Origin of the sequence: Cytobacillus oceanisediminis (assembly GCF_007830235.1) — a bacterium.
Lineage (GTDB): Bacteria > Bacillota > Bacilli > Bacillales > Cytobacillaceae > Cytobacillus > Cytobacillus oceanisediminis.
Genome location: NZ_VLKI01000004.1, coordinates 37,752 through 64,634 on the forward strand (window position 1 = coordinate 37,752; position 26,883 = coordinate 64,634).

General features: G+C 43.0%; 25 protein-coding genes. 22 read left to right on the forward strand and 3 right to left on the reverse strand.

Annotation, left to right across the window (positions count from 1 at the left end; all coding sequences use genetic code 11):
* Positions 1-122: 122 nt before the first annotated feature.
* Entirely contained in the window at positions 123-329 is a 207-nt protein-coding gene (locus tag IQ19_RS08870) for a hypothetical protein (protein ID WP_144542071.1), read from the forward strand.
* A gap of 123 nt (positions 330-452) precedes the next feature.
* On the opposite strand, the gene IQ19_RS08875 is transcribed toward IQ19_RS08870, so the two are convergent.
* Complete coding sequence (locus IQ19_RS08875; protein ID WP_144542072.1) at positions 453-3,506, reverse strand: efflux RND transporter permease subunit; 3,054 nt, start codon at positions 3,504-3,506, stop codon at positions 453-455.
* A gap of 1,137 nt (positions 3,507-4,643) precedes the next feature.
* Between IQ19_RS08875 and IQ19_RS08880 the strand changes: the two genes are divergently transcribed.
* The 8 genes from IQ19_RS08880 to IQ19_RS08915 all read left to right on the forward strand — a co-directional run bounded on the left by IQ19_RS08880 (position 4,644) and on the right by IQ19_RS08915 (position 9,129).
* On the forward strand, positions 4,644-4,949 hold the full coding sequence (locus IQ19_RS08880) for an antibiotic biosynthesis monooxygenase family protein (protein WP_144542073.1): 306 nt from the start codon (positions 4,644-4,646) through the stop codon (positions 4,947-4,949).
* Positions 4,946-5,314, forward strand: a complete 369-nt coding sequence (locus IQ19_RS08885) for a hypothetical protein (protein ID WP_144542074.1) — start codon at positions 4,946-4,948, stop codon at positions 5,312-5,314. The genes IQ19_RS08880 and IQ19_RS08885 overlap by 4 nt, the downstream gene beginning before the upstream one ends.
* Before the next feature lies 1 nt (position 5,315).
* Positions 5,316-5,960 (forward strand): cobalamin B12-binding domain-containing protein, encoded by a 645-nt coding sequence (locus IQ19_RS08890; RefSeq protein WP_144542075.1) that lies wholly within the window; start codon positions 5,316-5,318, stop codon positions 5,958-5,960.
* Positions 5,947-6,732 (forward strand): STAS domain-containing protein, encoded by a 786-nt coding sequence (locus tag IQ19_RS08895; protein ID WP_144542076.1) that lies wholly within the window; start codon positions 5,947-5,949, stop codon positions 6,730-6,732. Before IQ19_RS08890 ends, IQ19_RS08895 begins: the two co-directional genes overlap by 14 nt.
* Positions 6,733-7,056: 324 nt before the next feature.
* Positions 7,057-7,299, forward strand: a complete 243-nt coding sequence (locus IQ19_RS08900) for a hypothetical protein (protein WP_144542077.1) — start codon at positions 7,057-7,059, stop codon at positions 7,297-7,299.
* Between the two features lie 225 nt (positions 7,300-7,524).
* Positions 7,525-8,007 (forward strand): DUF2975 domain-containing protein, encoded by a 483-nt coding sequence (locus tag IQ19_RS08905; RefSeq protein WP_144542078.1) that lies wholly within the window; start codon positions 7,525-7,527, stop codon positions 8,005-8,007.
* Between the two features lie 10 nt (positions 8,008-8,017).
* On the forward strand, positions 8,018-8,242 hold the full coding sequence (locus tag IQ19_RS08910; protein ID WP_144542079.1) for a helix-turn-helix domain-containing protein: 225 nt from the start codon (positions 8,018-8,020) through the stop codon (positions 8,240-8,242).
* Between the two features lie 95 nt (positions 8,243-8,337).
* Positions 8,338-9,129, forward strand: coding sequence for a DUF817 domain-containing protein (locus tag IQ19_RS08915; protein ID WP_144542339.1), 792 nt, complete (start codon positions 8,338-8,340; stop codon positions 9,127-9,129).
* A 300-nt stretch (positions 9,130-9,429) separates the two neighbouring features.
* Here the strand turns inward: IQ19_RS08915 and IQ19_RS08920 are convergent, their stop codons facing one another.
* The gene (locus tag IQ19_RS08920; RefSeq protein ID WP_144542080.1) at positions 9,430-9,864 is read right to left on the reverse strand and encodes a CBS domain-containing protein; all 435 of its coding nucleotides are present in this window, start codon (positions 9,862-9,864) and stop codon (positions 9,430-9,432) included.
* 158 nt (positions 9,865-10,022) lie between these two features.
* Complete coding sequence (locus tag IQ19_RS08925) at positions 10,023-11,393, reverse strand: FAD-binding oxidoreductase (RefSeq protein WP_242020944.1); 1,371 nt, start codon at positions 11,391-11,393, stop codon at positions 10,023-10,025.
* Between the two features lie 117 nt (positions 11,394-11,510).
* Here IQ19_RS08925 and IQ19_RS08930 point away from each other — a divergent pair, with 117 nt between their 5' ends.
* From IQ19_RS08930 to IQ19_RS08990, 13 genes are all read left to right on the forward strand, one after another.
* Positions 11,511-12,176, forward strand: a complete 666-nt coding sequence (locus tag IQ19_RS08930; protein WP_144542082.1) for a GntR family transcriptional regulator — start codon at positions 11,511-11,513, stop codon at positions 12,174-12,176.
* On the forward strand, positions 12,176-13,207 hold the full coding sequence (locus IQ19_RS08935) for a TRAP transporter substrate-binding protein (protein ID WP_144542083.1): 1,032 nt from the start codon (positions 12,176-12,178) through the stop codon (positions 13,205-13,207). The genes IQ19_RS08930 and IQ19_RS08935 overlap by 1 nt, the downstream gene beginning before the upstream one ends.
* An 82-nt stretch (positions 13,208-13,289) precedes the next feature.
* Entirely contained in the window at positions 13,290-13,778 is a 489-nt protein-coding gene (locus tag IQ19_RS08940; protein ID WP_144542084.1) for a TRAP transporter small permease, read from the forward strand.
* On the forward strand, positions 13,775-15,061 hold the full coding sequence (locus IQ19_RS08945) for a TRAP transporter large permease (RefSeq protein ID WP_144542085.1): 1,287 nt from the start codon (positions 13,775-13,777) through the stop codon (positions 15,059-15,061). The genes IQ19_RS08940 and IQ19_RS08945 overlap by 4 nt, the downstream gene beginning before the upstream one ends.
* Before the next feature lie 24 nt (positions 15,062-15,085).
* Positions 15,086-16,261, forward strand: a complete 1,176-nt coding sequence (locus IQ19_RS08950; RefSeq protein ID WP_144542086.1) for an aminotransferase class I/II-fold pyridoxal phosphate-dependent enzyme — start codon at positions 15,086-15,088, stop codon at positions 16,259-16,261.
* Positions 16,258-17,871, forward strand: a complete 1,614-nt coding sequence (locus tag IQ19_RS08955; RefSeq protein WP_144542087.1) for a M20/M25/M40 family metallo-hydrolase — start codon at positions 16,258-16,260, stop codon at positions 17,869-17,871. The genes IQ19_RS08950 and IQ19_RS08955 overlap by 4 nt, the downstream gene beginning before the upstream one ends.
* A gap of 304 nt (positions 17,872-18,175) precedes the next feature.
* Complete coding sequence (locus IQ19_RS08960; protein ID WP_144542088.1) at positions 18,176-19,387, forward strand: benzoate/H(+) symporter BenE family transporter; 1,212 nt, start codon at positions 18,176-18,178, stop codon at positions 19,385-19,387.
* A 146-nt stretch (positions 19,388-19,533) separates the two neighbouring features.
* On the forward strand, positions 19,534-20,028 hold the full coding sequence (locus IQ19_RS08965; RefSeq protein ID WP_144542089.1) for a GNAT family N-acetyltransferase: 495 nt from the start codon (positions 19,534-19,536) through the stop codon (positions 20,026-20,028).
* Positions 20,029-20,292: 264 nt separating this feature from the next.
* A complete protein-coding gene (locus IQ19_RS08970; RefSeq protein ID WP_144542090.1) occupies positions 20,293-21,309 on the forward strand; it encodes a TAXI family TRAP transporter solute-binding subunit in 1,017 nt (338 codons plus the stop codon).
* A 13-nt stretch (positions 21,310-21,322) separates the two neighbouring features.
* On the forward strand, positions 21,323-23,287 hold the full coding sequence (locus tag IQ19_RS08975) for a TRAP transporter permease (protein ID WP_144542091.1): 1,965 nt from the start codon (positions 21,323-21,325) through the stop codon (positions 23,285-23,287).
* 15 nt (positions 23,288-23,302) lie between these two features.
* Positions 23,303-24,022: a FadR/GntR family transcriptional regulator gene (locus tag IQ19_RS08980; protein WP_144542092.1), complete on the forward strand. Its 720-nt coding sequence runs from the start codon at positions 23,303-23,305 to the stop codon at positions 24,020-24,022.
* Entirely contained in the window at positions 24,019-25,434 is a 1,416-nt protein-coding gene (locus IQ19_RS08985) for an FAD-binding oxidoreductase (protein ID WP_144542093.1), read from the forward strand. Before IQ19_RS08980 ends, IQ19_RS08985 begins: the two co-directional genes overlap by 4 nt.
* Positions 25,427-26,692, forward strand: a complete 1,266-nt coding sequence (locus tag IQ19_RS08990; protein ID WP_144542094.1) for a (Fe-S)-binding protein — start codon at positions 25,427-25,429, stop codon at positions 26,690-26,692. The genes IQ19_RS08985 and IQ19_RS08990 overlap by 8 nt, the downstream gene beginning before the upstream one ends.
* Positions 26,693-26,883: the final 191 nt, after the last annotated feature.

Here is a 26,883-nt window from a genome sequence, read left to right on the forward strand (position 1 = left end):
GAGAGGAATTCCATATGTAAAATGACAGCAAAAAAAAAGCAGGAATAACCTGCTTTTTAAAGTAAAGCTTGTTTACTATTTTCACAAAAGCAATTCTAGCAGCAGCACTTTTTGCAGCAGGAATGATGATGGCATTCGTGGCAGCATTTTTTGCAGGAGCAATGGTGGCTGTGGTCGTGGCAGCATTTTTTGCAGCAGTGATTTTCATGGCTTTCTTTCTTTTTGCAGCAGATTTTGCAATGTGGGTCATGGCAGGTTTTCTTTTTGTAAGAATGGTACTCAACACAATAATGGCACATAGGTTACTCTCCTTTCCATTAATCTGCTAATAATATATGAAAGAAAATTCGGAAGGGTAGAGCCCTTGTCCATAGTGTTTGAAACTTCCGCCATGGCCCGGAATTTTATGCAAAAACCCCCTCCGTTTTTAAAGGGGGTTTTTGCGTTAATTGTTATGTTCCTGGTACTGCTTTTACATCATTTCGTTCCTTTTTCCGCTTTTTCTTCAGCCAGCCGAAACGAAGGCTGGAGGTTGTAAACAAGCGGTAAACGGCCGGAATCAGCAGCAGGGTGATGAAGGTGGCAAATAGCAGACCGGAAATAATGACTGTCGCCATAGGGGCCTGGTAGTTGCCGGAAGTTCCGGATGCCAATGCCAATGGCAGCATGCCGCCGGCTGTTGTCAATGTGGTCATAAAGATGGGGCGAATCCGGTTTTTCCCTGCTTCTAAAAGGGCTTCCTCAACAGAGAATCCTTCAGTGCGCAGCTGGTTCGTCCGGTCGATCAACAGGATGGCGTTGTTGAGAACAATTCCAATCAGCATCACGATTCCCATGCCTGACATGACACTAAGCTCCATTTGTGTAAGGAACAATCCGAGAATGACACCAACGATTGTCATAGGGATCACGGACATGACGATAAGCGGATGGCCAAGGTGGTTAAATTGGACGGCCATCACCAGGTACACAAGGAAGATTGCGATGGCTAACACAAACACCATATCCATGATCAATTCCTGCTGCTGCTCAAGGTCGCCGGCAACTGAAACGGTATAGCCAGCAGGTGCAGCAAAGTCGCTGATCAGCTTTTGTACGTCACGGTTAATAGCGCCAAGGTCTTTGCCCTCCATATCAGCCGAGATGGACAGGAAACGCTCGCCATCACGATGGGAAATTTCATTCGGTGTTTCCACACTCTCCAATTGGATAAAAGAAGATAAAGTTTTCTCGCCCTGTGCTGTTGGGACTTTTAAATCCAATAGGGACGATTTGGAATCGGTTTTCTCGGCCCATTTTAGGGCAAGCGGCACATTTTCTTCGTTTACCGTCATTTCTCCTACTGGCATTGTCAAAAAGGCCTGCTCGATGAATTGCCTAATTTGCGGCTGTGTTAATCCTGCTTTTTCAATCGCTTCTTCCTTTATAACGACAACCTGTTCTTCGGAAGTGCGCTCCATGGAATTTGTCACACCAACAATGCCATCAATGCCTTCAAGTTCTTGAGTAAAATCGCCGGCAACTGCCTGCAATTGTTCAAAATCTTCGCCTTTAATATTCACTTGAACTGGAGAACTGCCTCCAGCCGACATAGCTCCTTGGACATTTTCAACTGGAAGGGTATCTGATAGGCTACGGAGTTCTTTCATAATATCTTCATTAATGTCTTTTTGTTCCCTTGTAATGTCTTCACCCTTTGTCATGTTGATAATGGTATAAAACATGCCGCCGTTATCCATGACGTAATTGGACTCTACATCCTCGATGGATTGTAGTTTTTGATTTATGTTTTGTGCAATCTCCTCTTTATCTTCTATTGAAACGCCTGTTTCCAGATCAACCATCAGCTCGGTGTAACGATTGAACATATCTGGCATAATCGTCATCGGAATTTTTGTCACAAGCGTCAAGGATCCGGCAAAAAGCAGGAAAAAGATTGCAATGATTGCAAAGCTGTAGCGTTTTTTCTTGATTATCCAGGCGACGATACGGCTATACAGGCGCATAATCGGTCCTTCTTTGCTTTCTTTTTTCGATTTGCGGAGCTTCAGCAATTTTTCAGAAAGAGAAGGGATCAGTGTGAACGATACGATAACCGAGCTGATCAATGTAATCGCTACAACCGCAGACAGCATGATCATGAATTGCCCCATATCGCCTCCAATCAGGCCAATCGGCAGGAATACGACGATCGTCGTCAGCATGGAAGCAATAACAGCAGATGAAACTTCCTTGGTTCCTTCTAAAACGGATTCCAGCTTGCCCAAGCCTTGCTCTTTCTTTCGATAGATTGATTCCAAAATAACAATGGAGGAATCGACCATCATTCCAATTCCAAGTCCCAAACCAATCAGGGTTAGGATGTTAAAGCTGTAATCAAATACCCACATCGCAGTAAAAGTCAGCAGGATAGAAGTGGGGATTGATAGGCCGATGATAAAAGTGGCCCTCAGATTCCGCAAAAAGATCAGCAGAATCGCAATCGCAATGACGCCTCCAATAAGAATATTGCCGGTTACCCCATCAATCGATTCCTGGACGTAATCCGCCTGCGCGACCATTTCATTCAGTTCGAAGCCTTTAACCAATCCATCTTCACGGATATTCTTGATTTCGGTACGGACTGCTGCCGCCATGTCAATTTGTGTAGCATCCGAAACGCGGCCTACCTGGACAAAGATAAAGTCTTTTGTGCCATTTTTCCAGACAAAGGAGGAGCTTTCAAGCGGCTGAAGGGAAACGTCTGCTACTTCCTCCAATTCAATGAATCCCGCCTGTGTCGGAATTTTTATATTTTTTACATCGTCCATATTTTCCAATTTCGTGTTCCAGCGAAGGGAAGGAGAGTTTGAATCGCTGCTCAGTTCCCCGAGTGTTGCTTCGCTGTTCACCTGCTGGATCGAACTGATTATTGCTGTGGCATCCAGCCCTTTTTCCGCCATTTCGGAGCGGTTCAATTCAATTGTAATCTCATGCTCCTGTACGCCTGCCAGTGATACGTCGCGGACTTCAGGCAATGCTTCTAAACGGGGCTCGAGAACATTTTTAGCAAAATTGGTCATCTCTTCCATTGTGCCACCGGAAACATCCATATAAAACTCGTAGGTTTGAGCCGTTCCATACTGTCCTGCCATGACCTCTGTGATTCCAGCATTATCCCCCTTGGCGGCATTTACGATTGACTCTACTTCCTTAAAAAGGTCATCGCCGCGGCCCTGTTCAAAGGTTATTTGAAGAGAGCTCCGCCCGATTGTCGTTGTCGAGTCAATGCCTTCTACTCCGTCAATCCCCCTGATTTGCTGCTCCAAGGGGTTGGTGATCGATCGCTCCACTTCTATGGCAGCCATCTCACCAGCGCTGATCTCCACATAAGCTCCATCCATCGTCACAGGCGGCATCAACTCTTTATCCAATTCAAGAATAGAATAGCTGCCGATGGCTAAAATCAATACCGTTATTAACCCGACCAAAATTTTTCTCTGTACAATCAGCTTCAATAATTTCATAAACATTCTCCTTGCTCCCTAATAGTCAAAATTTGCACTCAAGATCTAATTATACACAGAAAATAGGTAATAATAACCATTTTTCCTTTAAAATACTAATAATTCGTACGACCTATTTCGCCAAAATCAGACCTTGTTTGCAGGAAAAACTTAACAATTGTTACATGTATCATCTTAACGCGGATGAACAGGAGCCATAACGAGCCAGAGACATATCTTTCTCTCAGGCTTAAGGCTGAGATAATTAGAGCTAATGGATGAAATTGAATACGGCAATACATGGCAGTAATAAATAAAGGCTTACGTTATCTTAATGACCAAAAATCGGAGAAGGGCGGCAAAGGTAGTTAATAAGAAGGATTAACGACCAAAAATGAGGAGAGAGAATATGGTAGCTAAAGAGCTGGATTAACGACCAAAAATGAGGAGACGGAAAGAGTATGGTAGCTAAAGAGCTGGATTAACGACCAAAAATGAGGAGACGGAAAGAGTATGGTAGCTAAAGAGCTGGATTAACGACCAAAAATGAGGAGACGGAGAGAGTATGGTAGCTAAAGAGCTGGATTAACGACCAAAAATGAGGAGACGGAAAGAGTATGGTAGCTAAAGAGCTGGATTAACGACCAAAAATGAGGAGATGGAATGGATATGGTAGTTAAAGAGTTAGATTAACGACCAAAAGCGAGGAGAGGGAGAGAATATGGAAGTTAAAGAACCGGATTAACGACCAAAAATGAGGAGACGGAAAGAATATGGAAGTTAAAGAACCGGATTAACGACCAAAAACGAGGAGAGGGAGAGAATATGGTAGCTAAAGCACCGGATTAACGACCAAAAATGAGGAGATGGAAGGGATATGGAAGTTAAAGAGCCGGATTAACGACCAAAAGCGAGGAGATGGAAGGGATATGGAAGGGATATGGAAGTTAAAGAGCCGGATTAACGACCAAAAATGAGGAGAGGGAGAGAATATGGTAGTTAAAGAACAGATGAACGTCCAGAAACCGCATAGCAGTTAAATTAATCGGCTTATCCGCCTGCGCAATGAAACATCTCCAAACCCTCCAAAAAGAACAAACTCCAACACTATGTTATACTTGAGAAGCCTGAAAACTCCCGAAAATAGGAGGAGAATACATGTATACGGTTTTTTCAACATTTGATGTTCCCGATGAAAAATCGGAAGAAGTCATTCACATATATAAAAATCGCTCACGGTCGGTCGATGGTGCTGAGGGGTTTGTAGACTTTTTGCTGCTGCAAAATGATAAGCGCCCGGGCGAGCTGACTGTCCAGCTGATTTTTGATACAAAGGAAAGCTATTTAAATTGGGTTCGAAGCGAAGATTTTAAGAGAATCCATGATTTGGAGAAAAAGTACCCCGACCAGGAATTGGCTGCGGTGGTTCCGAAAGTGTCGCAATACAAGGTGGTGGCTAAGTGAATTTTGATGGGATCGTCAATAAAGTAACCGAAATGATTTATGAACGGGAACCTTCCTTGCTTGAGCGATTCGGCGAGAAGGGGAAAGAGAAGTGCCGCGAAGATAACCATCACCATATGAAGCATCTCCAGTCGGCCTATGAATTAAATCAAGCTGCATTTTTCACGGATTATGCCTTCTGGCTTAATGGCATTTTAACAAAGCATGGGATGAAGACACAGCATTTGATTGACAATTTTGAACTAATTCACACTGTTCTGAGAGAAGTAAAAGGAGAGGACGAACAGCAAGCAGAAGCGTTCACTCTTTATTTATCCGCAGCAATTGCTGTACTGAAAGGCGAACCAGTGAAGGGAGAGGTGTAATATGCAGTATGCTGAGACGCTTGCTTCTTTTTTACTGGAAGGAGATTCTGCGAAAGTGTGGGAGCATCTTCAGAAGCATCGGGATTTATCACGCCTGGAAGTCTATCAAAATCTGATTACGCCTGCCATGCAGCATATCGGCTTTCTCTGGGAGACGAATAAAATAACGGTTGCGGATGAACATTTAGCTACGGCTACATGTGATTTTGTGCTGTCAAAACTGGCTTATAGCCGAGATAAAATAGAATCAGGACAAAAAGCCATGTTTCTTTGCCTGGACGGCGAGCAGCATTATATTGGCCTGAAAATGGTCAATAGCTTATTTGAAGAGAATGGCTGGGAAACGAAATGTTTTGGTCCGAGCCTGCCTTTGGAATACGCGCTTAAAACCGCAAAAGAATGGAAGCCGAATGTGATAGGCTTGTCTGTAAGCATTGTTTATCACCTGCCAAAGCTTAAGGAATATGCTGCCGAATGTGCAAAGCTTCGGCACAAACCGGCCGTACTTTTAGGAGGGCGTTTAGCGGGTAAATATGATCTGGTTCCTTATTGTGCGGAAGGCACCGTTATTTTACGTGATTTGCTCGAAACGAAGGAATGGCTGCAAAACTATCAGGCGGGAGGACAGCAAAATGCAATATTTTAATCAAACGCTTCCGCTCGCTTTTTTAAAAGCTGACAGAAACGGAGAAATTCTTAGCTATTCCACTTTGGCGAGGGATAGCTTTGACCTTAGCGATGGAAATTTGAAGGGTATAATAGATGAGGAAAGCATTGAAAAGCTTGTCCATTACAGCAGGGGGACCGGGATGGAACCTGTTAAGCTGGAGCTGAACATGAAGACAAAGGATGCTCCGCTTGCATTATTTGATGTTCATATTTTATGGGACAGCGATGATTGTGCCAATATGATTTTTTTGCCGAAAGACAGCTCGAATGAAGTCCTGATGAACAAGCTGTTGGAGCTGCAGGGACGACTTGCCTCCACCGATTTTGAGCTTTTGGAGAAAAAGGAAGAGCTTGAGCAGGTACTGATCCGCTTGAATCACTTGTCAGGCCCATTTATCCCTCTATCGGAATCCATGTGCCTGATCCCTTTATTTGGGGATATTACAGCAGATAAAATCAATGTGATATCCGAAAGCTGCCTAAAGTCTGTGTTTGCCGGTGAATATGGTGAAATCCTCTTTGATCTTACCGCAGTTGGGGAAGTGGAGGACAAAGGCATTGAAAAATTCACCCAGCTTATCAAAACATTGAACTTCATGACCGGCAGCATCATAAAATTAATCGGCATTAAGCCAAACCTTGCAAAGGTTTTAAATAATTACAAACTTGATGAATGGGTGCAGCTGGACCAATCCCTCAAGCAAGTATTAAGTTTCTATCTTGACCGGAAAGAACAGGGGGCCTCTTAGGAGGTTCTTTTTTTTGCCTTTTTTAAGCTTACCTTTAGGAAAAAACGCAATCCGTACGGCCTTCATCCTGCGAAATGGCACCACCAAAGCAGGCACTTCTTTAAAGACATTTCGAGTACATCCACCGTGGAGCCCAAAGCATGATCCATAACGGCTGGATGGAGAAACCGCCGCAATGGAAGAGTGGGGGAACCTGATTTAATAAAGGTACCATTTGTAACATTGACATAACAAGTGATGTTTTTAGCGATAATGAATCTTTCGACTATGTAGTAGCAAATCTGATTCTATCTGTAGTGTGATGCAAATAAGTGTTTTAAAGAGATGGTTAGAGTTTTACAAACGGATGGGAAAATAATATTTTTTGATAAATTCACACCTCAAAATAGTAAACTTTCGTTACCTAAAATGCTTTTAAGACCCATTATTAGTGTATTAGGAACTGATATTGGTAGGAGTTTTGAAGAAATATATCTTAACAATAATAAAAATATAATAGTAGAAGAAGATACCCCAATAATGCTAAATGGGATGTACAGGAAAATAGTAATTAGGAAAATTACCTAATTGTTTTCTTTAACAAAACGGGGCAGGTTAGCAGAACAAGTTATAAATTGATTGTTTAAAGTTTAGAGCATTTCTTTGTATTGAGGAATGCTTTTTATCTTTGTCTAAAATTAAAGGGATATTTCCATATCAATAAAAATGTAATTATAATCATTAATTATTTATTGTAAAACGATAAAATATGTGTTAAATTCAATTTGATAATAAATATGTGAGGTGCTTTTTATGAAAAAAGTTACAACGTTGTTTTTAAAAATAGCTGTTATTCTTTTGGGAGTCCCAGTTCTTGCTTTGTGCATCTTTTTGGTGCCTGAGATAGGGAATGTTACAGCAGAATTGCTTCCTGAGTTTGCTTATATAAAATATCTCGTTTCCATTATTTTTTATGCTTCGGCGATCCCTTTTTACTTTGCTTTGTATCAGGCTTTCAAACTTTTACGCTATATTGACAATAATAAAGCTTTCTCGCAAGTTTCTGTAAATGCTTTAAAGAAAATCAAATACTGTGCAATCACAATCAGCTGTTTACATGTGCTAGTATTGCCGCTCTTCTATCTTTTTGCGGAGAAAGACGACGCTCCAGGTGTCATCTTTGTCGGATTGGTTGTTCCTTTTGCTTCGATGGTGATCGCAGTCTTTGCGGCTGTTCTCCAAAAACTTTTACAAGAAGCGATTGATATAAAATCAGAAAATGATTTAACGGTCTGAGGTGATTAACATGGCAATTATAATCAATATTGATGTGATGTTGGCGAAAAGGAAAATGAGCGTAACAGAACTTTCAGAGAGGGTTGGAATCACAATGGCTAACCTTTCTATTTTGAAAAATGGAAAGGCAAAAGCAATCAGATTTTCAACATTAGAGGCAATTTGCAAAGCATTAGAATGTCAGCCCGGAGATATTTTAGAATACCGAAGTGATGAAGGCACCCAGGATAAATAAAAGTAGGAATAATTGAAAGGAATAGAAAGATGTCATTTCCGTTATTTCATAAAAGGGGAGAGTTACTCATGAATATAAAAATGGAGGCAAAAATTATGAGAGCGCTAAAACAACTTTTTCGTTTTGGTTGGGAGCAGGCCCTATCATGTTTGTTTCCTGTCGTTATTTTTGCCTCTTTGGCTTTTACACAATTCATGCCTCTTCCCTTCCTTCCACGTTATGACTGGCTGCTTATCATCTGCCTTCTGATGCAGTGGTGGATGGTACGTTCTGGGCTTGAAACACAGGACGAACTAAAGGTTATCACATTGTTCCACCTTATTGGCCTTGCTCTTGAACTTTTTAAGGTACATATGGGCTCCTGGTCTTATCCAGAGCAAGGATATTTCAAAATTTTTGGAGTGCCTTTGTATAGCGGATTCATGTATGCAAGTGTAGCGAGTTATCTTTGCCAGGCGTGGAGGAGGTTAAAGGTTGAACTGGTTAAGTGGCCACCCTTTTTGGTAGTTGTACCTCTTGCAGCTGCGATTTATTTGAATTTTTTCACCCACCATTATTGGATTGATGTTCGTTGGTGGTTATCTGGACTTGTCATGATCGCCTTTTGGCAATCATGGGTCACATACGAGGTTGATGGAAGTCGTTACAGTATGACACTCGGACTTTCTTTTGTGCTCATCGGATTTTTTATATGGATAGCCGAAAATATCGCTACGTTCTTTGGAGCTTGGGAATATCCAAACCAAACCGATGCATGGAGTCTTGTTCATCTAGGAAAGGTGAGTTCATGGCTATTATTAGTGATTGTTAGCTTTCTTATAGTAGCGACGTTAAAGCAGGTTAAGGGGAAAAAATCCACTAGCATAGATGCTGGTCAATTTTTATAACTGTTAAGAACCCTTTTTTAAAAAGGCTATTTCGTAAAGTATGTTTCTTTTGGGCGGCTAACTGAGTTTACTACTGAGTTGATTGGAGCGGAAGGCGCGTGATCTTCGAAAATGCTATCGTATTTTCTTCGTGGGGTTCTTGTAAAAGTATTCACTTAACGATTGGGTACGATTTACGGCATAAGTAAAGTCACTTCTTTTGCTATTGAACAGAAGAGTTGAACAAAAGGTTGAATTTTAGCACAGACCCAGGCCTGGTCTGTGCTATTTATTATTTTATGACAATCAAGTAACCCCTTACTATTGTTGAGGTGCGGAAGGAGTTGAAATACTTTGTAATGCCTGTTCTGCCTCGTTTGCATATTGATTTTGTACGGCTAAATCACCTAAAGCAACCATTCCCACTATTTGTCCATTTTCGGTTACCGGCAATCGGCGAATTTGCTGCTGTGCCATTAAATTTGATGCTTGATGAACATCCATATCAGGTGTGCCTTGTACGATTTGCTGTGCAGTCATGACTTGAGATACTGGTGTTTGAGCATTTTCACCTTGTGCTGTCGTACGAAGGGTAATATCACGATCCGTTACAATTCCAACTATTTGTCTGCTGTTATTTACTACTGGGATAGCTCCGATATTATATTGGCTCATTAACGCTGCAGCTTCCTGTACGGTTTGTGTTTCGTTAACAGTAACAACATTTGATGTCATGATATCTCTTAACTGTGCCATGAAATTACCTCCAAATATATTTTTCTTTTTATAGGATGGGGAAAATCTGACGATATTATTAATGGTAATTTTTCTCCAAATGAAAGCTGCACAGTTTTTTATATCAATTTTTAATAAAATGTCTCCACCTGTTTAAAATACAGGTATCATTAATATCCTCACTTCAACACCCTCACCGGCAAGACCTTCCCAGGATTCATAATCTTCTTCGGATCAATCAGCTGCTTTATCCCATACATAAGTTCTAAGGCTTCCCCGTGTTCCTCCTGTTGGTATTTTATTTTTCCCAATCCCACTCCATGTTCTCCCGTGCATGTACCTCCATACGAAAGGGAAAGGCTAACGATTTGTTCGTCAATTTTTTCTATCGCTTTCATTTGAACAGAATTTTCGGGATCATAAAGAAAAATGGTATGAAAGTTTCCATCTCCAATGTGGCCGAGAACGCCTCCCTCTATCCCTTCCTGGTCAATGATTTCTCTTGCAAAGACGATCAGTTCAGCCAGTTTTGAAATCGGAACACATACATCGGTTCCGCCGGCTTTCAAAGAGGGATTCTGATGTCGGAAAGCATAGGCTAAGTAATGGCGTGCTTTCCACAACATAGCCCGCTCCTTTGATTTGGCTTCGACTACCCAATCCTTGCTTCCTGCTTCTACCACAATCATTTCAACCAATTTGGAGTCTTCCTCCACACCGCTTTGATTTCCGTGGAACTCGAAAAAGAGTGAATGGGCAGCAGGGTAGGAGGTGTTGCTGTATTCATTCACTTTAATCATACTAACCTGATCGACGAGCTCCATTCGTGCAACTGGAATGCCGGCCATGAGGATGGATTCTGCCGCACTCGCACATGCCCGTATATCCGGGAAGGAACAGCGCGCGGCGAGAATATGTTCCGGAATGCCGGAAAGCTTTAGGGTAATTTCAGTAAAAATACCTAGAGTTCCTTCCGACCCAACAAACATTCCGTTTAGGTGATAGCCAGAGGATGATTTCTTTGCAAGACTTCCGCTTTGAATCAACCTCCCGTCAGGAAGGACGATTTCAAGCTTTAACACTTGATCTCTCATCGTTCCATATCTAACAGCAGCTGTCCCGCTCGCATTCGTAGCAGCCATGCCACCAATGGTGGCATCTGCACCCGGATCAACCGGAAAGAAAAGACCATGACGGTTTAGCTGTTCATTCAGTTGTAGACGGGTAATGCCGGGCTGAACAGTTACCATCATATCCTCAGGCCGGAAAGAAACAATCCGATTCATTTTCTCAAAGTTTATGCTTATTCCTTTATTAATGGGAATAGCTTGGCCTTCAAGTCCTGATCCTGCTCCATACTGAACAAGTGGAATGGCATGTTTATGGGCGTACTGTACGACCAGCTGGACATCTTTGGTGCAGGAGGGGAAAACGACCACATCGGGTTCTGTGTGAGGATGATAGGATTCATCTTTACTGTGGTTATAAAGCTGAGTTTCGCTTTTGCTTACTTTTTCTTTACCGAGAATCTTTAGAAGATCGTTAAACAATGCTAATTCATCTCCACTCTTAGAATATTTATAATTTTTTAAAAATTTGTTTACATTTATTTTAACAGAGGTTATTATAACTGTATACAGTATACAGTTGAATTTTGGAGGCATCAGATGAAAAAAATTGCAAAGGAACGCTCACTAGGTGAACAAGCCTATGACATTATTAAACAATCTATTATTTCCGGAGATCTTTCCCCAGGTGATGTGCTACCTGAGGAAAAGGTAGCAGGAGATTTAGGGATAAGCCGGACACCATTAAGAGAAGCCCTTCAGCTTCTTGCCCAGGATGGCTTGATTGTCATGGAAAAGGGGAAGCGGGCGGTAGTTGCTTCCTATTCGCCGTCGGAGGCCCTCGATTATTTGGAAGTTCGTTCTGTTCTTGAAGCTTACAATATTCAAACGATTGAATTTACGCTTGATGAGGCTTTGATATCTGACCTGGAAAAGAATATTGAGATGCAGGAAAGAACCATTAAGGATCTGGATTATCAAGAATTCAATGATTTGGATTTGGCCTTTCATTTGCTACTTGCAGAAAGAAACAAAAATAAAACATTGGCAGAAATGATTAAACAATTGAACAAAGGGGTTAACCGTGCTTTTCTATTATTATCAAAAACCCTCCCAATTAGTGTCAAGGATGCTGTTGAGGAGCATAAATCCATTGTCAATGCTTTAAAAGATAGAGATATTTCATTAGCTAAAATAAAGATGGAATATCACATGCAGCAGGTTGGCAAGCGAATACAAATTTATTTAAAAGAGGGGGAATTTTAATGAAGAAGTTGTTATGGCTCACGATGCTTATTGCAGTCCTAATCGTCAGCGGTTGCGGAAGGCCTACTGCAGGAGATAGTAAATCCAGCGGGGGAGAGGGGGGGGACGGAGATAAATATACGATCCGTATTGCCCATCTCGTTCCTGAAGAACAATCCAGCCATATTGCCGCAGAGACATTTAAAAAAAATGTGGAGGAACGGTCAAACGGTAGAATCGAAGTACAGCTTTACCCAAATGGGTCTCTTTATGGGTCTGACCGTGAAGCGATTGAAGCAGTCCAGCTTGGGAATGTTGAGATGACGATTCCTGCAGTAGCCCCGCTTGCTTCTTTTAACAAAAAATTCATGGTGTTTGACCTTCCATTCTTGTTTAACTCCAACGAAGCTGCTTATAAGGCATTGGATGGGGAATTAGGGGAGACCCTATTGAAGGATCTCGAGAATAATGATCTGAAAGGTCTAGTGTTTGCCGAAAATGGTTTCAGACATATGTCCAACAACAACGGACCGATTGAAAGTCCTGAGGATCTAAAGGGAATGAAGTTTCGTACCCTGGAAAATCCTGTCCACACAGATACTTTTAAATCTTTCGGGGCTAATGCTTCACCATTTGCTTTTGGAGAGCTGTATACTGCTCTTCAGCAAAAAACATACGACGCTATGGAATGTCCTATTTCCCTTTATTACACAAACAAGTTTTATGAGGTGCAGGACTACTTAACTATGAGTGGCCATGTGTATGCTGCTACGATTCTATTGATGAACAATGATTTTTACAATAATCTGCCGGAGGATTTGCAAGAAGTAATTACAGAAGCCTCACTTGAATATAGGGATGAACAACGTGAAATTGCTCAAAAGCAGGATAAAGAGTTTTTGGACAAGCTTAAAGAAGGCGGCATGCAGGTTAATGAGCTGACTGATAAACAGAAGGATGCCTTCAGAGAAGCATCCAGATCTGTATATGACAAGTATATTCCTGAGATTGGTGAAGATCTGGTAAACCAGGCACTAGAAGCAAACAATTAAACAGGCAATAACAGGCCCGCTTACTACGTTTGATACGGAGTTAGGCGGGCTTTCCTTAAACATTCAAAACAAGGAGAATGCTATGAAACGATTAGATAAATATCTGGAAGAAGTTTTTCTGGTTCTCACTTTGGCTGGGATGGTCATCCTCATTTTTGCCCAGGTGGTGGGACGATATGTATTTGATTCTGCGCCCAGCTGGACAGAAGAGCTTGCCCGCTATATACATATTTGGCAGGTTTGGATTGGAGCAAGTTATGCGGTAAGGCTCCGTGCACATATTCGCGTAGAGGCATTTAGAAATTTATTCTCGGATTCTTTTAAAAAAGTGCTTGATACCCTATCGATTCTCGTATGGTTTATTCTCGCCTTATTCCTTGCTGTATTGGGCACACAGCTCGTCTTTAGTAGTTTGAAGAATGGACAAACGACCCCAGCGATGCAGCTGCCGATGTGGATTCCATTCCTGGCTATTCCTTTGGGCGGTGCTGGAATGTCAATCCGCCTTCTTCAGCAGCTTTGGTTTATATGGAAAACGCCTGTCAGAAGTGAAGGAGGAGAAGCAGTTTGACAGTTGCCATTCTGTTTATTTCACTAATCGTCTTCTTATTAATCGGTGTTCCAATTGCCATCGCACTGGGTGCTTCTGCACTTTTGACGATTTACTTTACAACCACTTTGCCGCTGACGATTATGACTCAGAAAGCCTTTACCTCACTAGATTCCTTCCCGTTATTGGCCATTCCGTTCTTTATGCTTGCAGGAATACTAATGGGAAAAGGCGGAGTTTCCAAACGGCTGTTAAACCTCGCCACGATACTTGTTGGATGGATGATTGGCGGACTCGCCTTAGTGACCGTGGTCTCATGCATGTTCTTTGCTGCCATTTCGGGTTCCGGTCCTGCGACTGTGGCAGCGATTGGTTCCTTCATGATTCCTTCCATGCGGGAAAAAAACTATGGGGAAGGGTTTTCTGCTGCAGTGGCTGCTGCCTCCGGTTCAATTGGTGTCATTATTCCGCCAAGTATTCCTTTTGTCCTCTATGGTGTCATTGGGGGAGTATCTGTTGGTAGCATGTTCCTGGCGGGGATTCTTCCGGGAATCATCCTTGGGGCGGGCTTGATGATTGTCTCGTTTCTCATATCTAAAAAGCGTGATTACAAGCCGGAAAAGAGAATCAATTATTCTACAAAAGAACTATTAAAAGCATTATATGATGCAAAATGGGCATTGCTCATACCGGTCATTATCCTCGGCGGAATTTATGGAGGCATCTTCTCGCCAACCGAAGCTGCAGTAGTAGCCGTTGTGTATGCCATTATTATCGGTGTGTTTGTTCATAAAGAATTATCTATGAAGGATTTATACGACAGTTTCAGGGAAGCTGTCGTCATTAATGCGACAACAATGATCATTATCGGTCTGTCTATATCATTCGCTTATATTATGACTCTTGAGCAAATACCTGCAAGTATTGCAGATTTTATTACGAATCTATCAACCAATCCATTCGTGATCCTGCTTGTAATTAATTTGCTCTTGCTAATCGTTGGGATGTTTATAGATACGATTTCTGCTTTGGTTGTCTTAACGCCAATTCTTTTGCCGATTGTGACTGCAGTTGGTGTAGATCCGATTCATTTTGGCGTCATCCTGGTGGCAAACCTGGCCATCGGCTTTATCACTCCGCCACTCGGTGTTAATTTATTTGTCGCTTCGAGTGTGAGCGGTGTGAAGATTGAAAAGATCTCGATGGCCATCCTACCGTTCTTATTGTCGATGATTATTTCTTTGCTAGTGATTACCTATGTCCCTGCATTGTCTATATGGCTGCCGGAGTTTTTCCAGAAATAGCATGTTGATGAAAGGTTGATGAACATGGCACTGTCAATGAACGCACGTGTTCTGGGTCTTGAAACCCCAGGAATAAGAAAATTTTCTAACCAGCTGGTCCATTTTCCAGGTGCGGTGAACCTTACTATTGGACAGCCGGACTTTCCGACGCCAGCACATATTAAAGAAGCAGCGATATCGTCCCTTTATGCGGATTATACAAGTTACTCCCATAATGCAGGGTTGTTAAGCCTAAGAAAAGAAGTGCAATCTTTCTTTGAAGAGAAGTATGGCCTTTTCTATCACGCAGAGGACGAAATCATCATTACTATTGGCGCCAGTGAAGCATTAGATGCCGCCTTCCGCACCATTTTGGAGGAAGGGGATGAGGTAGTTGTATTAGCTCCTGCCTATCCCGGGTATATTCCATTGATTGTACTCTGCGGAGCGAAGCCTGTCTTGGTGGATACCTCGGCAAATGGATTTAAACCGGACCTTGAATTATTGAAGCAGTCCGTTACCAATAAAACGAAAGCGATTTTATTTAACTATCCATCCAATCCAACGGGAGTTATACTGACAAAAGAGGAGATGGAACCTCTAGCAGAATGGCTAAAGGCACAGGATTTATATGTTATTTCTGATGAAATATACAGTGAAAATACATTCGGGAGCCGGCATGTTTCGTTTGCCGCATTAGATGGTATGAAAGAAAGGACCATTTTGATTAATGGGCTCTCCAAGTCCCACTCCATGACTGGCTGGAGGATTGGCTATACACTTGCACCTGCATCCATAACTGAGCAGATGGTAAAAGTGCATTTGTATAATGTGGTTTGTGCCCCCATTACGAGCCAGTATGCAGCCATCCAGGCGTTGAAATTTGGACGCAATGATCCTGAGTGGATGAATGAGGCTTATGTAAAAAGGCGGGACTATGTATATGAAAGGCTTCATCGGATGGGGATGGAGACGGAAAAGCCCCAAGGAAGTTTCTATATTTTTCCGAAGATACCTGATGGTTTTTCGGATTCGTACATCTTTGCAACCAGGCTCCTCCACGAAGGAGGGGTGGCCGTTGTTCCCGGCAGTGCCTTTACACCGTATGGGGAAGGCTATATACGAATTTCTTACGCTTACTCCATGGAAATCCTCAAGGAAGGATTGAACAGGCTTGAACGTTTTATTCATCATTACAAGGCAAAGGAGTCTTTTGTATGAAACATAAATATTCATTTCAGTCACCAGAGCAATTAAAGTCCACTTTATGCGATCTTGTATCTATTCCAAGTGTTACATTAACTGAAGGGGAAAAGCATTTTCCGCTAAGGGTGGAGCAGTTGTTAAGGGATATTCCTTATTTTAAAAAACATCCCTCACAAATTATTAATCATCCGATGGCAGATGGCAGGTTTGTTCTGACTGCTCTGTATAGGCATGACGAGGCTGAGAAAACGGTTGTAATGATCAGCCACTTTGATGTCGTAGATATTGATGATTATGGTGATTTAAAGCATCTTGCCTTTTATCCGGAAGAGTTAACCAGGGCACTGAAGGAACGTGCTGACCGTCTTCCTGCTGATGTAAGGGCAGATCTTGAAACAGGAGAATGGCTGTTTGGAAGAGGGACGATGGATATGAAATGCGGGCTCGTTCAGCATATGTCGATTATCGAGAAGGCTTCTAGTGAAGATTGGAAAATCAATTTGCTTTTGCTGACTGTTCCTGATGAAGAGGTGAATTCAAGGGGAATGCGGGAAGTGATTCCGAAGCTTCTGGATATTTCGAAAGAATATGATTTAACTTACACTCTATTCCTCAATTCAGAGCCGATGTTTTCCCAAGTTCCTCAAGATGAGAAATGTTATTTTTACACGGGATCAATCGGGAAAATTATGCCCGGAGCACTTTGCTTTGGCCGGGAAACACATGTGGGCGAGCCGTTCTCCGGTATCAATGCCGGGTGGATGTCATCCGTTCTAACACAGGAAATTGAATGGAATAAAATGTTTTGCGAAACTGTGAATGGCAAGATCAGTCCGCCGCCGACTCTCCTGCTTCAAAAAGACTTGAAAAAAGAATATTCTACTCAAATTCCACACCGTTCTGTCAGCTTATATAATCTATTATTAATGAAGAAAACGGCTGCTGATGTGATGGAGGAAATGAAGCGGGCAGCTGAAATCGCAGCGAAGAAAATGGAAAGTTTTATTGTAGAAAGGTACCGTTCATTTAACCTGGAAATTAAAGAAGTACCAGCTATCCGCGTATTCTTCTATGAGCAATTAAGGGACTTTGCTGTTAAGAAGACAAGTGAAGATTACATCACCATTCTGGAACGGTCCATTGCCAGAGATACACAAGGCGACATTCGTGAACAAACCATTCAAATTGCAGACCAAATGTCCATGCTTTGCCAGGAACTAGGGCCAATGATCGTCTTGTTCTATGCACCGCCGTACTATCCGGCCATTAATACGGCAGAACATAAGGATATCCAGTCTCTGTCACATACTCTCGTTCGCTTTACAAAAGAAGAGTTTGGTAAGGATCTTCATGCAGTTGACTATTTTAACGGTATCTCAGATTTAAGCTATGCAGGATTACAGGGAGACTTATCTGAAATGGAAAGATATAATTCAAACCTTCCTGGAGGACAGGAGCTGTATTCCATTCCTTTTGATGAAATGTCCCAATTCAAAGCACCTGTTATCAATGTTGGGCCGATAGGAAGGGATGCTCATCAAAAAACAGAGCGGCTGCATGTACCATTTGCCTTTGAACAGCTTCCTAAGATTCTGGAGCATTTGATTTTGGAGCATCAATCTTGATAAATTTATCATTACACCCTTTCTTCAGAGCTGCAAGGTAAAGAATTAGCTTACACCTTATCAAGGTTAAGCTAACAGGGGTGATGACTAGGAAAGGTTATTTCTGAAGTCCTTATTCTAACTGGTGGATTAGTTTAAGAAGACCATCGAAATGTGATGGTCTTTTTTATGTTTGAAATATAAACATTATTGATTAACAGAGCTTTTTATTTTAAAAATGCTCCCTTATGCGAAATAGTTTGACAATTTTTGTGTTTAAAATCATGATAGTAATTAAAATAATGGAAAGTCGGGGGCAGGGGACATGGGTTTGCCAGAGGAAAGGCACAGCGAATACAGCTCAAACGAAAAATTACATAAATATTCAGTGATCCGGGATTTGACGGGTGAAAATATATCATCGGGAATTATTGCAAGCACGCTGGTGATGACAGGCCCGGCGCTTATTATTTTACAGGCCGCGGCTGCCGGGGGATTTACCGATCAGCAAACCATCAACTGGATGTTTGCAGTTTATTTTTTCGGGGGCGTTTACAGTATCCTTATGCCGCTGCTTTACAGGATTCCGATTACGGGCGGACATTCGATAACAGGTGCCGCTTTTTTGGCGACAGTCACTGCTCAGTATACGTATCCCGAGCTGATTGGCGGTTATGTGATGTCGGGATTGCTTATTTTTCTGGTCGGCATCACCGGGCTTTTTACAAAAATTATTGGGTGGGTGCCGAAAGAAGTCATCGCATCGATGCTGGGAGGGCTTGTGGCCGGCTATGTGGTGCAGCTCGTTCCGGCGATCCAAGACATGCCTCTGGTGGGAGGGGCCGCTTTAATCAGTTTTCTTCTTTTTACAAGGTATGTTAAGAAATTTCCGCCGGTACTGGCAGCTGTTGTTGCAGCCTTTGTGGTTTTGTTTTTTACAGCGGACCTGAACCCTGCCAAAGAAATTACCTATTTTCTGCCGTCACTGCAGGTACCGGAATTCACCTGGATGGGTCTCGTGACGATTGCACTTCCGCTGGCCATGCTGATTTTAAGCAATGACGCTGCACCGGGAATAGGAGCACTGGAAAGCTCTAACTTCGAGCCGCCCATTCGAAAAATTGTATCTTCGAGCGGCGTCTTTTCTGTGATTACGAGTTTCTTTGGCGGACAGTGTGCTAACATCGCTGGAATGATGAGCGCTATTTGTGCCGGGCCGGATTCGGGGCCAAGGGAGAAAAGGTATATGGGTGCAGTCGTATCGGGTGTCATCACTATCGTATTTGGAATCTTTGCGTGGAAAATCGTGCCCTTTATCCAATCGCTCCCACAGGCATTTGTCTCCCTCTTAGCCGGTTTCGCGCTGATTGGCGTTTTACACTCAAGCCTGCAAATGGGCTTCTCCGGCAACCGCTACCGCCTAAGCGCACTCGCCGCCTTCATCGTCACCCTATCCGGCATCTCCTTCCTCCACATCAGCGCACCCGTCTGGGGACTCGTTGCTGGTGCGATATTGGCTCGGACGGTTGAGAGGTAATGGTACCATTTACTGCAATGAATTACTTCTCTGCAAATGCGAAAAAACGTGACTTGTGTCTTTCAAATAATGTTTTCGTACGAATTTTGTCGAATAACAAAAAAAAGGATACTAGTTTAATAGTCAAATAAAGGGGGGACTATCCAATGATCCGGCACATAAAACCATCCGATGCCGAAGCCCTGGCTAACTTGATTACACAGGTAGAAAACGAGGCAGAATACATGCTTTTCGAACCTGGCGAAAGACAGACCACACCGGAAGCACAAAGAAAGAGAATCGAAGCGATTGAGAAAGAAGACAATTCAACCATCATTGTGGCGGAGAATGACAGCCAATTGGTCGGATTTTTAATGGCCATTGGCGGCACTGCCAGGAGAAACAAACACTCTGCCTATTTGGTTGTTGGGATAGACCGCGGGCATAGGGGCCAGGGAATTGGCACCAAGCTTTTTGAGGAATTGGAAGCATGGGCCGGGGAGCACAGCATCCACCGGCTTGAGCTCAAAACGGTTATAAAAAACAAAGCGGGAGTGGCACTGTACAAAAAAGCCGGATTTGGAATCGAAGGTACTAAAAAACACTCATTGCTAATAAACGGCGAGTTTGTCGATGAGTATTATATGGGGAAGCTACTATAAGTAAAAGGCCATTTTCTTAATTTAGGAAACTGGCCTTTTTTTTGTTCAATACCCTGGTTCTTATTTAGAAGACTCTACTAAGTAAAATAGGTAATATGTACTATTTAATGTTGAAAAAGCCCGATATACCAAGGAATTTAGCATCTGATTTTACATAATAAAACAAAAAATTAGAATTTTCATTGAATTATAATTGCGTATTCTTGTATACTTGTAATACAAGTTATAAAAAGCGCTTACATTTTACCAAAGGGGTGGAAATATATGATTCAAAAAAAGTGGAAGATTGTTATATCCATTTTCACACTCGTGTTTATCACGATTGTTGGCGTGCAGACTGCTGCTGAAAACAAAGACAAAAAATTTGTTTCAGTCGCTACGGCATCAACTGGAGGTACATATTATCCAATTGGAGTCGGAATGGCCAATGTATGGAGCAGTCACCTAAAGGGCGAGAAAATCCAAGCGAGCGGTCAGTCATCTGCCGGTTCCATTGAAAACATTGAGCTCCTTCGTGAAGGGGAAGCACAGTTAGCTATTTTACAAGGATTGATTTCTTCCCAAGCGTATGCCGGAAATGGCTCGTTTGAAGGAAAACGTTATGAGGATCTTCGCACGATTTCAATGCTCTGGCCGAACGTGGAGCATTTTGTCCTAATGAATGACAAAGTGAAAACAGGAACGATTGATGATATTAAAGGAACAGGCTTTTCTGTAGGACCACAGGCAAGCGGTACGGAACAATCGACTGTCGTTATGATGGAAGGCCTTGGACTAACGAAAAAAGATATTTCGCCAGAATATCTCGGCTATAGTGATACGGTTTCAGCTATGAGAGATGGGAGATTGGATGGAGGATCGCTTCCTGCCGGCATTCCGATTTCAGCTGTAACAGATATGTATGCGAGTAATGTTAAAGCATCAGTTTTAGAAGTGACAGATGATCAATTGGATGCCATCAATGCTGTTTCGGACACCTGGTACCGCTTTGTGATTCCAGCAGGGACGTACCCGCGGGTTGAGACAGATATCAATACAATTGCTCAGCCGAACCTATTATCGACTACGAAGGAAATGGATGAAGAAACCATCTATATTCTTACAAAAACACTTTATGAAAACCTTGATGAAATGTATGAAGTGCACAGCTCAGCCAAAGAAATGACATTGGAAACAGCATTGGATGGAGTATCGGTTCCATTGCATGCAGGAGCGTATAAGTATTTTAAAGAAGCCGGGCTTGATATACCGGAAAACCTAATACCGCCGGAAGCGAAATAAAGGAGGGCACAATATGACAAAACCAACTAGTGAACAAGCAATGAAACCAACTGACTTGGATAAGGAAGCAGGCGGCGGCATGCGCTTGCTGGAGGGGCCGTATAAAAAAGCAGCTGCCGTTATCGCTGTCATGTTTTCTATTTTTGCGATCTATTCCAATGGATTATCCAATATTCAAGAGATTTATAGAAATCTAATCTTTCTAGGTTTCCTGCTGGTCATGACTTTTTTCCTGTATCCTGCAGGAAAGTCTTCAAATCAAAAAAGGTTTACAGTACCTGACTATCTATTTGCAGCTCTTTCGGTTGCAGGTCTCGGCTATCTGCTTTTGAATTATACAGCCATTCACGTGGACAGAGGTTCACAGCCAATTATGATCGACTACGTATTTGGCGCTATCACGATTATTGTGTTATTGGAAGCATCAAGACGGGCAGTGGGGATTTTCATTCCGATTCTTTGCGGCGGAGCGATCGTATATGCCTTATTCGGAACCTATTTTCCATGGATTTTCGGACATGCCGGCTTTTCATTGGAGCGCCTATTATATCGTCTTTATATGACAACAGAAGGGGTTTTGGGGCTCACACTCTCAACAGCCTCCACCTTCATCGTTATGTTCGTTCTATTTGGAGCCTTCCTGTCGGTCAGCGGTGCAACACAGTTATTTAATGATTTGGCATTGGCCATTGCAGGGAAAAAACGCGGAGGCCCTGCACAGGTTGCAGTTTTATCAAGTGCACTGACAGGTTCATTGAGCGGAAGTGCGGTAGCCAATGTAGCGACAACTGGTGCCTTCACGATTCCGTTGATGAAATCCATTGGGCTGAAGCCGAAGTTTGCCGGTGCAGTAGAAGCGGCTGCCTCTACTGGCGGTATGATTATGCCGCCGATCATGGGTGCTGCTGCCTTTATCATGGCCGGTTTTCTGGGAATCTCGTATACGACCGTTATCCTGGCAGCTATTATTCCAAGTTTCCTCTATTATATCGCGCTTATTTTTGCGATTGATATTGAAGCGAAAAAACAGGGCTTAAAGGGAATCAGCAAGGAGAACATACCGAATGTCGTACAAATCCTGAAGGAACGCGGCGTTTTGCTTATCCCGATTATCGTTGTCATTACAACCTTATTGATGGGGAAAACAGCTCTATTTGCCGGGTTTGCGGGAATCGGATCTGTTATTATCGCCAGCTGGCTTGCAAAAGATAAATCTTCAAGAATTACTTTTTCTAAAGCCATTGAAGCCTTTGTAGAAGGCGGAAAAGGGACCATTCAAGTAGGGATTGCCTGTGCCGCCATTGGAATCATCATTTGTGTCGTGACAATGACCGGCATTGGTTCCACACTAGCCTATAATATTGTTGAACTAACAGGCGGAAATCTCTGGCTTATTTTGATCGTTGTCATGATCACTTGTATTGTCCTGAGTATGGGCCTTCCATCAACAGCCCTTTACATCGTGGTTGCTGTTACAGCTGCGCCAGCCCTTGTTGAAGCTGGAGTGAATCCGATTGCTGCACACTTCTTTGTATTCTGGTTTGGGGCATTATCCAATATAACACCTCCGGTAGCCTTGGCATCCTATACTGCAGCCGGGCTGGCCGGTGCTAATGCAATGAAAACATCATGGGAAGCTCTTAGAATCTCACTTCCGGGCTTTATTATCCCATTTATGATTGCGTATAACCCAAATATTCTGCTTCAGCCTGCTGAAGGGGAAACCTTATCTGTTGTTTCTGTCGCTCTTGTTTTAATCACGAGCACACTTGGAATCTATGCTCTTGCCAGTGCACTAGGAAACTATTTGAACGCAAAACTCACAATTGTTGAAAGAGTTCTTATGTTCGCAGGAGCTTTAATGCTAATTAAACCGGGCTTGATGACAGATATTGCAGGGCTTGGGCTTTGTGTGTTTGCGATTCTTTTCCATATAATAAGAGTGAAGAAAAGCAGTTCAGTAGAAATCACTGTATAAGGAGCTTACCAGCCAATGAAAATCGAACGAAAAAAAATCTCGGCCCAAGTGTTGGATCAGTTAAAAGATATGATTAAGGATGGCAAATTCCCGCAAAACGAGCCTATGCCATCTGAAAATGAACTCGCAAAACTGTTTGGCGTCAGCCGTGCGCCTGTTCGAGAAGCATTGAGTGTTCTATCTGCCAGCGGAATTATTGAATCCAGGCAAGGCGGCCGCAGCTTTGTCAAAGAGGTCAATATGGCAGAAATGCTTGGTTCTTTAGCGATTGAATTAATTCCGGTGGAGCAGGTTTTTGAGCTTCTGGAAATGCGGATCATTATGGAGACACAGGCAGCAGCTATTGCTGCCTTACGTCGTGATGAGGCCGATTTGGAAAAAATGAAACAGGCGCTCGATCAATTCGAGATTACGCTGACGAACCCGGAAGCAGTAGGCGACCAGGCTGACGTTAATTTTCACAAACATCTGATAGGTGCCACAAAAAACAGATTCATGATACAAGTAATGGAAAACATAGATGATTTATACCGAAAAGCAATTGCTTTTTCACTTCAGAAAAACGTAGGACTGCCGGAGAAGCGTGAACAGGTTTTTCAGGAACATATAAGTATTTTCTCAGCCATCAAAGAACGGGATGAAACAACGGCTGCAGATGCTATGAAGATTCATCTCGAAAATGTCAGAAAGAAATTGAAAGCAAACGAAGAGGAAGGAAAGAAGGTGCCGATGTGATCACGGAACAGGTTGTTGACCGGCTTAAAAGCATAATGGGATCAGAGAAGCGAATTCTCATGGAAAAAGCAGATTTGGTTTCTTATTCATATGATGGGTCTTTTGGTGCTTATCTTCCTGAGATCATTTTGCAGCCCATCTCAACGGAGGAAGTAGCGGGCGCTGTGAAGCTTGCGAATGAAATGAAAATTCCGGTTTATCCAAGAGGAAGAGGAACGAGCTTAAGCGGAGGACCGCTCCCTGTCCATGGAGGAATTGTTTTGGACTTTTCGAGATGGACCCAGACATTGGTGATCGACCCGGAGGATACGGTGGCAATTGTATCACCAGGGGTCATAACCGCAGATATTGACCGTGAAGCCAAACAGCACGGACTTATGTATCCGCCTGACCCTAGCAGCTCCCATGTTTCAACAATCGGGGGGAACCTGGCAGAGAATGCTGGAGGCCCGCGCGGCTTAAAGTATGGGGTGACAAAGGATTATGTATTGGGGCTGGAGATTGTAACGCCAGAAGGGGAAATCATCCGGACAGGCGGACGGACGGTCAAAAACGTCACGGGCTATGACTTAACAAAATTGATTGTTGGATCGGAAGGGACTTTAGGCATTATAACAGAAGCTACTCTTCAGCTTATCCCAAGGCCGCAGGCAACCCAGACGATGATGGTCATATTTGATGATATTATTGATGCAGGAAAAGCTATATCAGCTGTACTTACGTCTGGCATTCTTCCTTCCAAAATGGAAATCATGGATCAGTCTTCGATTCGGGCAGTTGAAGAATTTCAGCCGATCGGGCTGCCGGTAGATGTGGATGCGATTATCCTTATTGAGCTTGATGGCCATCCGATTGCCATCAGGGACGAAAGTGAGCAGGTCAAACAGGTTTGTCTCGGAGTGGGGGCAAGAGAAGCGATCATTGCCAGGGATGAGGAGTCTGCTGAAAGGCTCTGGAAAGCAAGAAAGCTCGTTTCCCCTGCGATCGTCAGGAAAAAGCCGACCAAAATTTCAGAGGATGCCACCATTCCAAGAAGCAAGATACCAGAAATGTTCCGGCGTTTGCAGGAAATTAAAGCAAAGTATGAAATAGATCTAGTTGTTTTCGGCCATGCGGGTGACGGAAATCTGCATCCGAATATTATTACAGATAAACAGGATAAAGAAGAGATGAAGCGTGTAGAAAAAGCGGTTGAGGAGATTTTTACAGTAGCCATTGAACTGGGAGGAACGCTCTCAGGGGAGCATGGAATCGGGACAATGAAGGCGCCATTTATGGAAATGGAGCTTGGGGAAGCAGGGTTGGACATGATGAAAAGAATGAAAAAAGCGTGGGATCCCAATAACATTATGAATCCGGGGAAAATTTTTCCCGAGAAAAAAGGGCAAAAGCTTGTGTTAGTCAATGACTAGTCAGCTCGCATACAGAGAAACGTTTGATTGTGTCCAATGCGGTTATTGTCTCCCGGCCTGTCCAACCTACGCAACAATGGGAAAAGAAAGACATTCCCCCCGCGGGCGGATTAATCTTGTGCAAATGGTTGCTGAAGGAAAAATATCAATTGAGGAAATTACAGAATCGATGGAGCTTTGCCTCGGCTGCCGTGCTTGTGAAACCGCGTGTCCAACCAATGTGCAATACGGAAAAATCCTCGAATCATTTAAGGAAGTAAAGTCCGCCGCCACAGGGGTGCCATTAATGGAAAAAAGGGCATTGCAAAGAGCATTGCCCAATAAAAAGCTGATGGGGACAATGAGAGCATCACTTCGGGCTTATCAAAAAACAAGACTCGATACGTTCGCACGCAAAAGCAGGATGCTTGGCATTCTTCCCGAGCAGCTTCGTGCTTTTGAGGAAATAACCCCGGCAATCGAAATGCCCAATAAACATCTGAGGAGAACTACTCAGACTCCTGAACGTGACCCCCAAGCGCGTGTTGCCTTTTTTACAGGGTGCATTATGGATGTGTTTTTTGCAAAAATAAATGACCTTAGCATTAAATTGCTGAAGCATGCAGGCTGCGAAGTCACTGTCATAAAAGAGCAAACCTGCTGTGGCGCCCTGCAGAACCATAGCGGGGATACAAATACCTCCAAAAAGCTGGCGAAAGAAAATATCGCTGCTTTTGAAAAAGGAAATTTCGATTTTGTCGTAAACAGTATCGGCGGGTGCGGAGCCATGCTCGTTGAATATGACCACCTGCTCGCAGATGAGCCGGAATGGGCTGAGCGCGCGAAGGTGTTTGTACAAAAGAATAAAGATGTAAGTGTAATATTAAACAAACTCGGACTTGATTTTCAAAAAGAAATGGCAGGCGTTGTGACATACCAGCCATCCTGCCATCTATTGAACGTACAGAAAGTATCAGGCGATCCAGTGCAGCTATTGGAATCCATACCAGGAATCACGTATGTTCCTCTTCCGAAAGGGGATATGTGCTGTGGTTCGGCCGGAATTTATAATATTGTCCACTATGAAGAATCCATGGAAATCCTCGATGCAAAAATGGAGCATGTCCAAAAAGTCTCACCAGATACGATTGTCACTTCCAACCCCGGCTGCCATTTGCAAATGTGCCTTGGAGTCAAACGAGAGGGTCTTGAAGATAGGGTGCGTGTGGTCCATATCGTCGAATTATTGGCAGAAGCTTGCGGGATAGATCATAAATAAATGAAGGCTGTTTTCGTAATTTTGTTGCTTTTAAACTGCAAATTAAGTTTAAACAACTGAGTTGATTGTAGCGGAGGGCACTTGACTCCAGTGGGAAGTGAGGGAAGTGGGAGACCCCACAGGCGAAGCCGAGGAGGCTCTCATTCCTCCCCTCGGAAAGCAAGTGCCCGCAGCGGAAATCAACGGGCTGA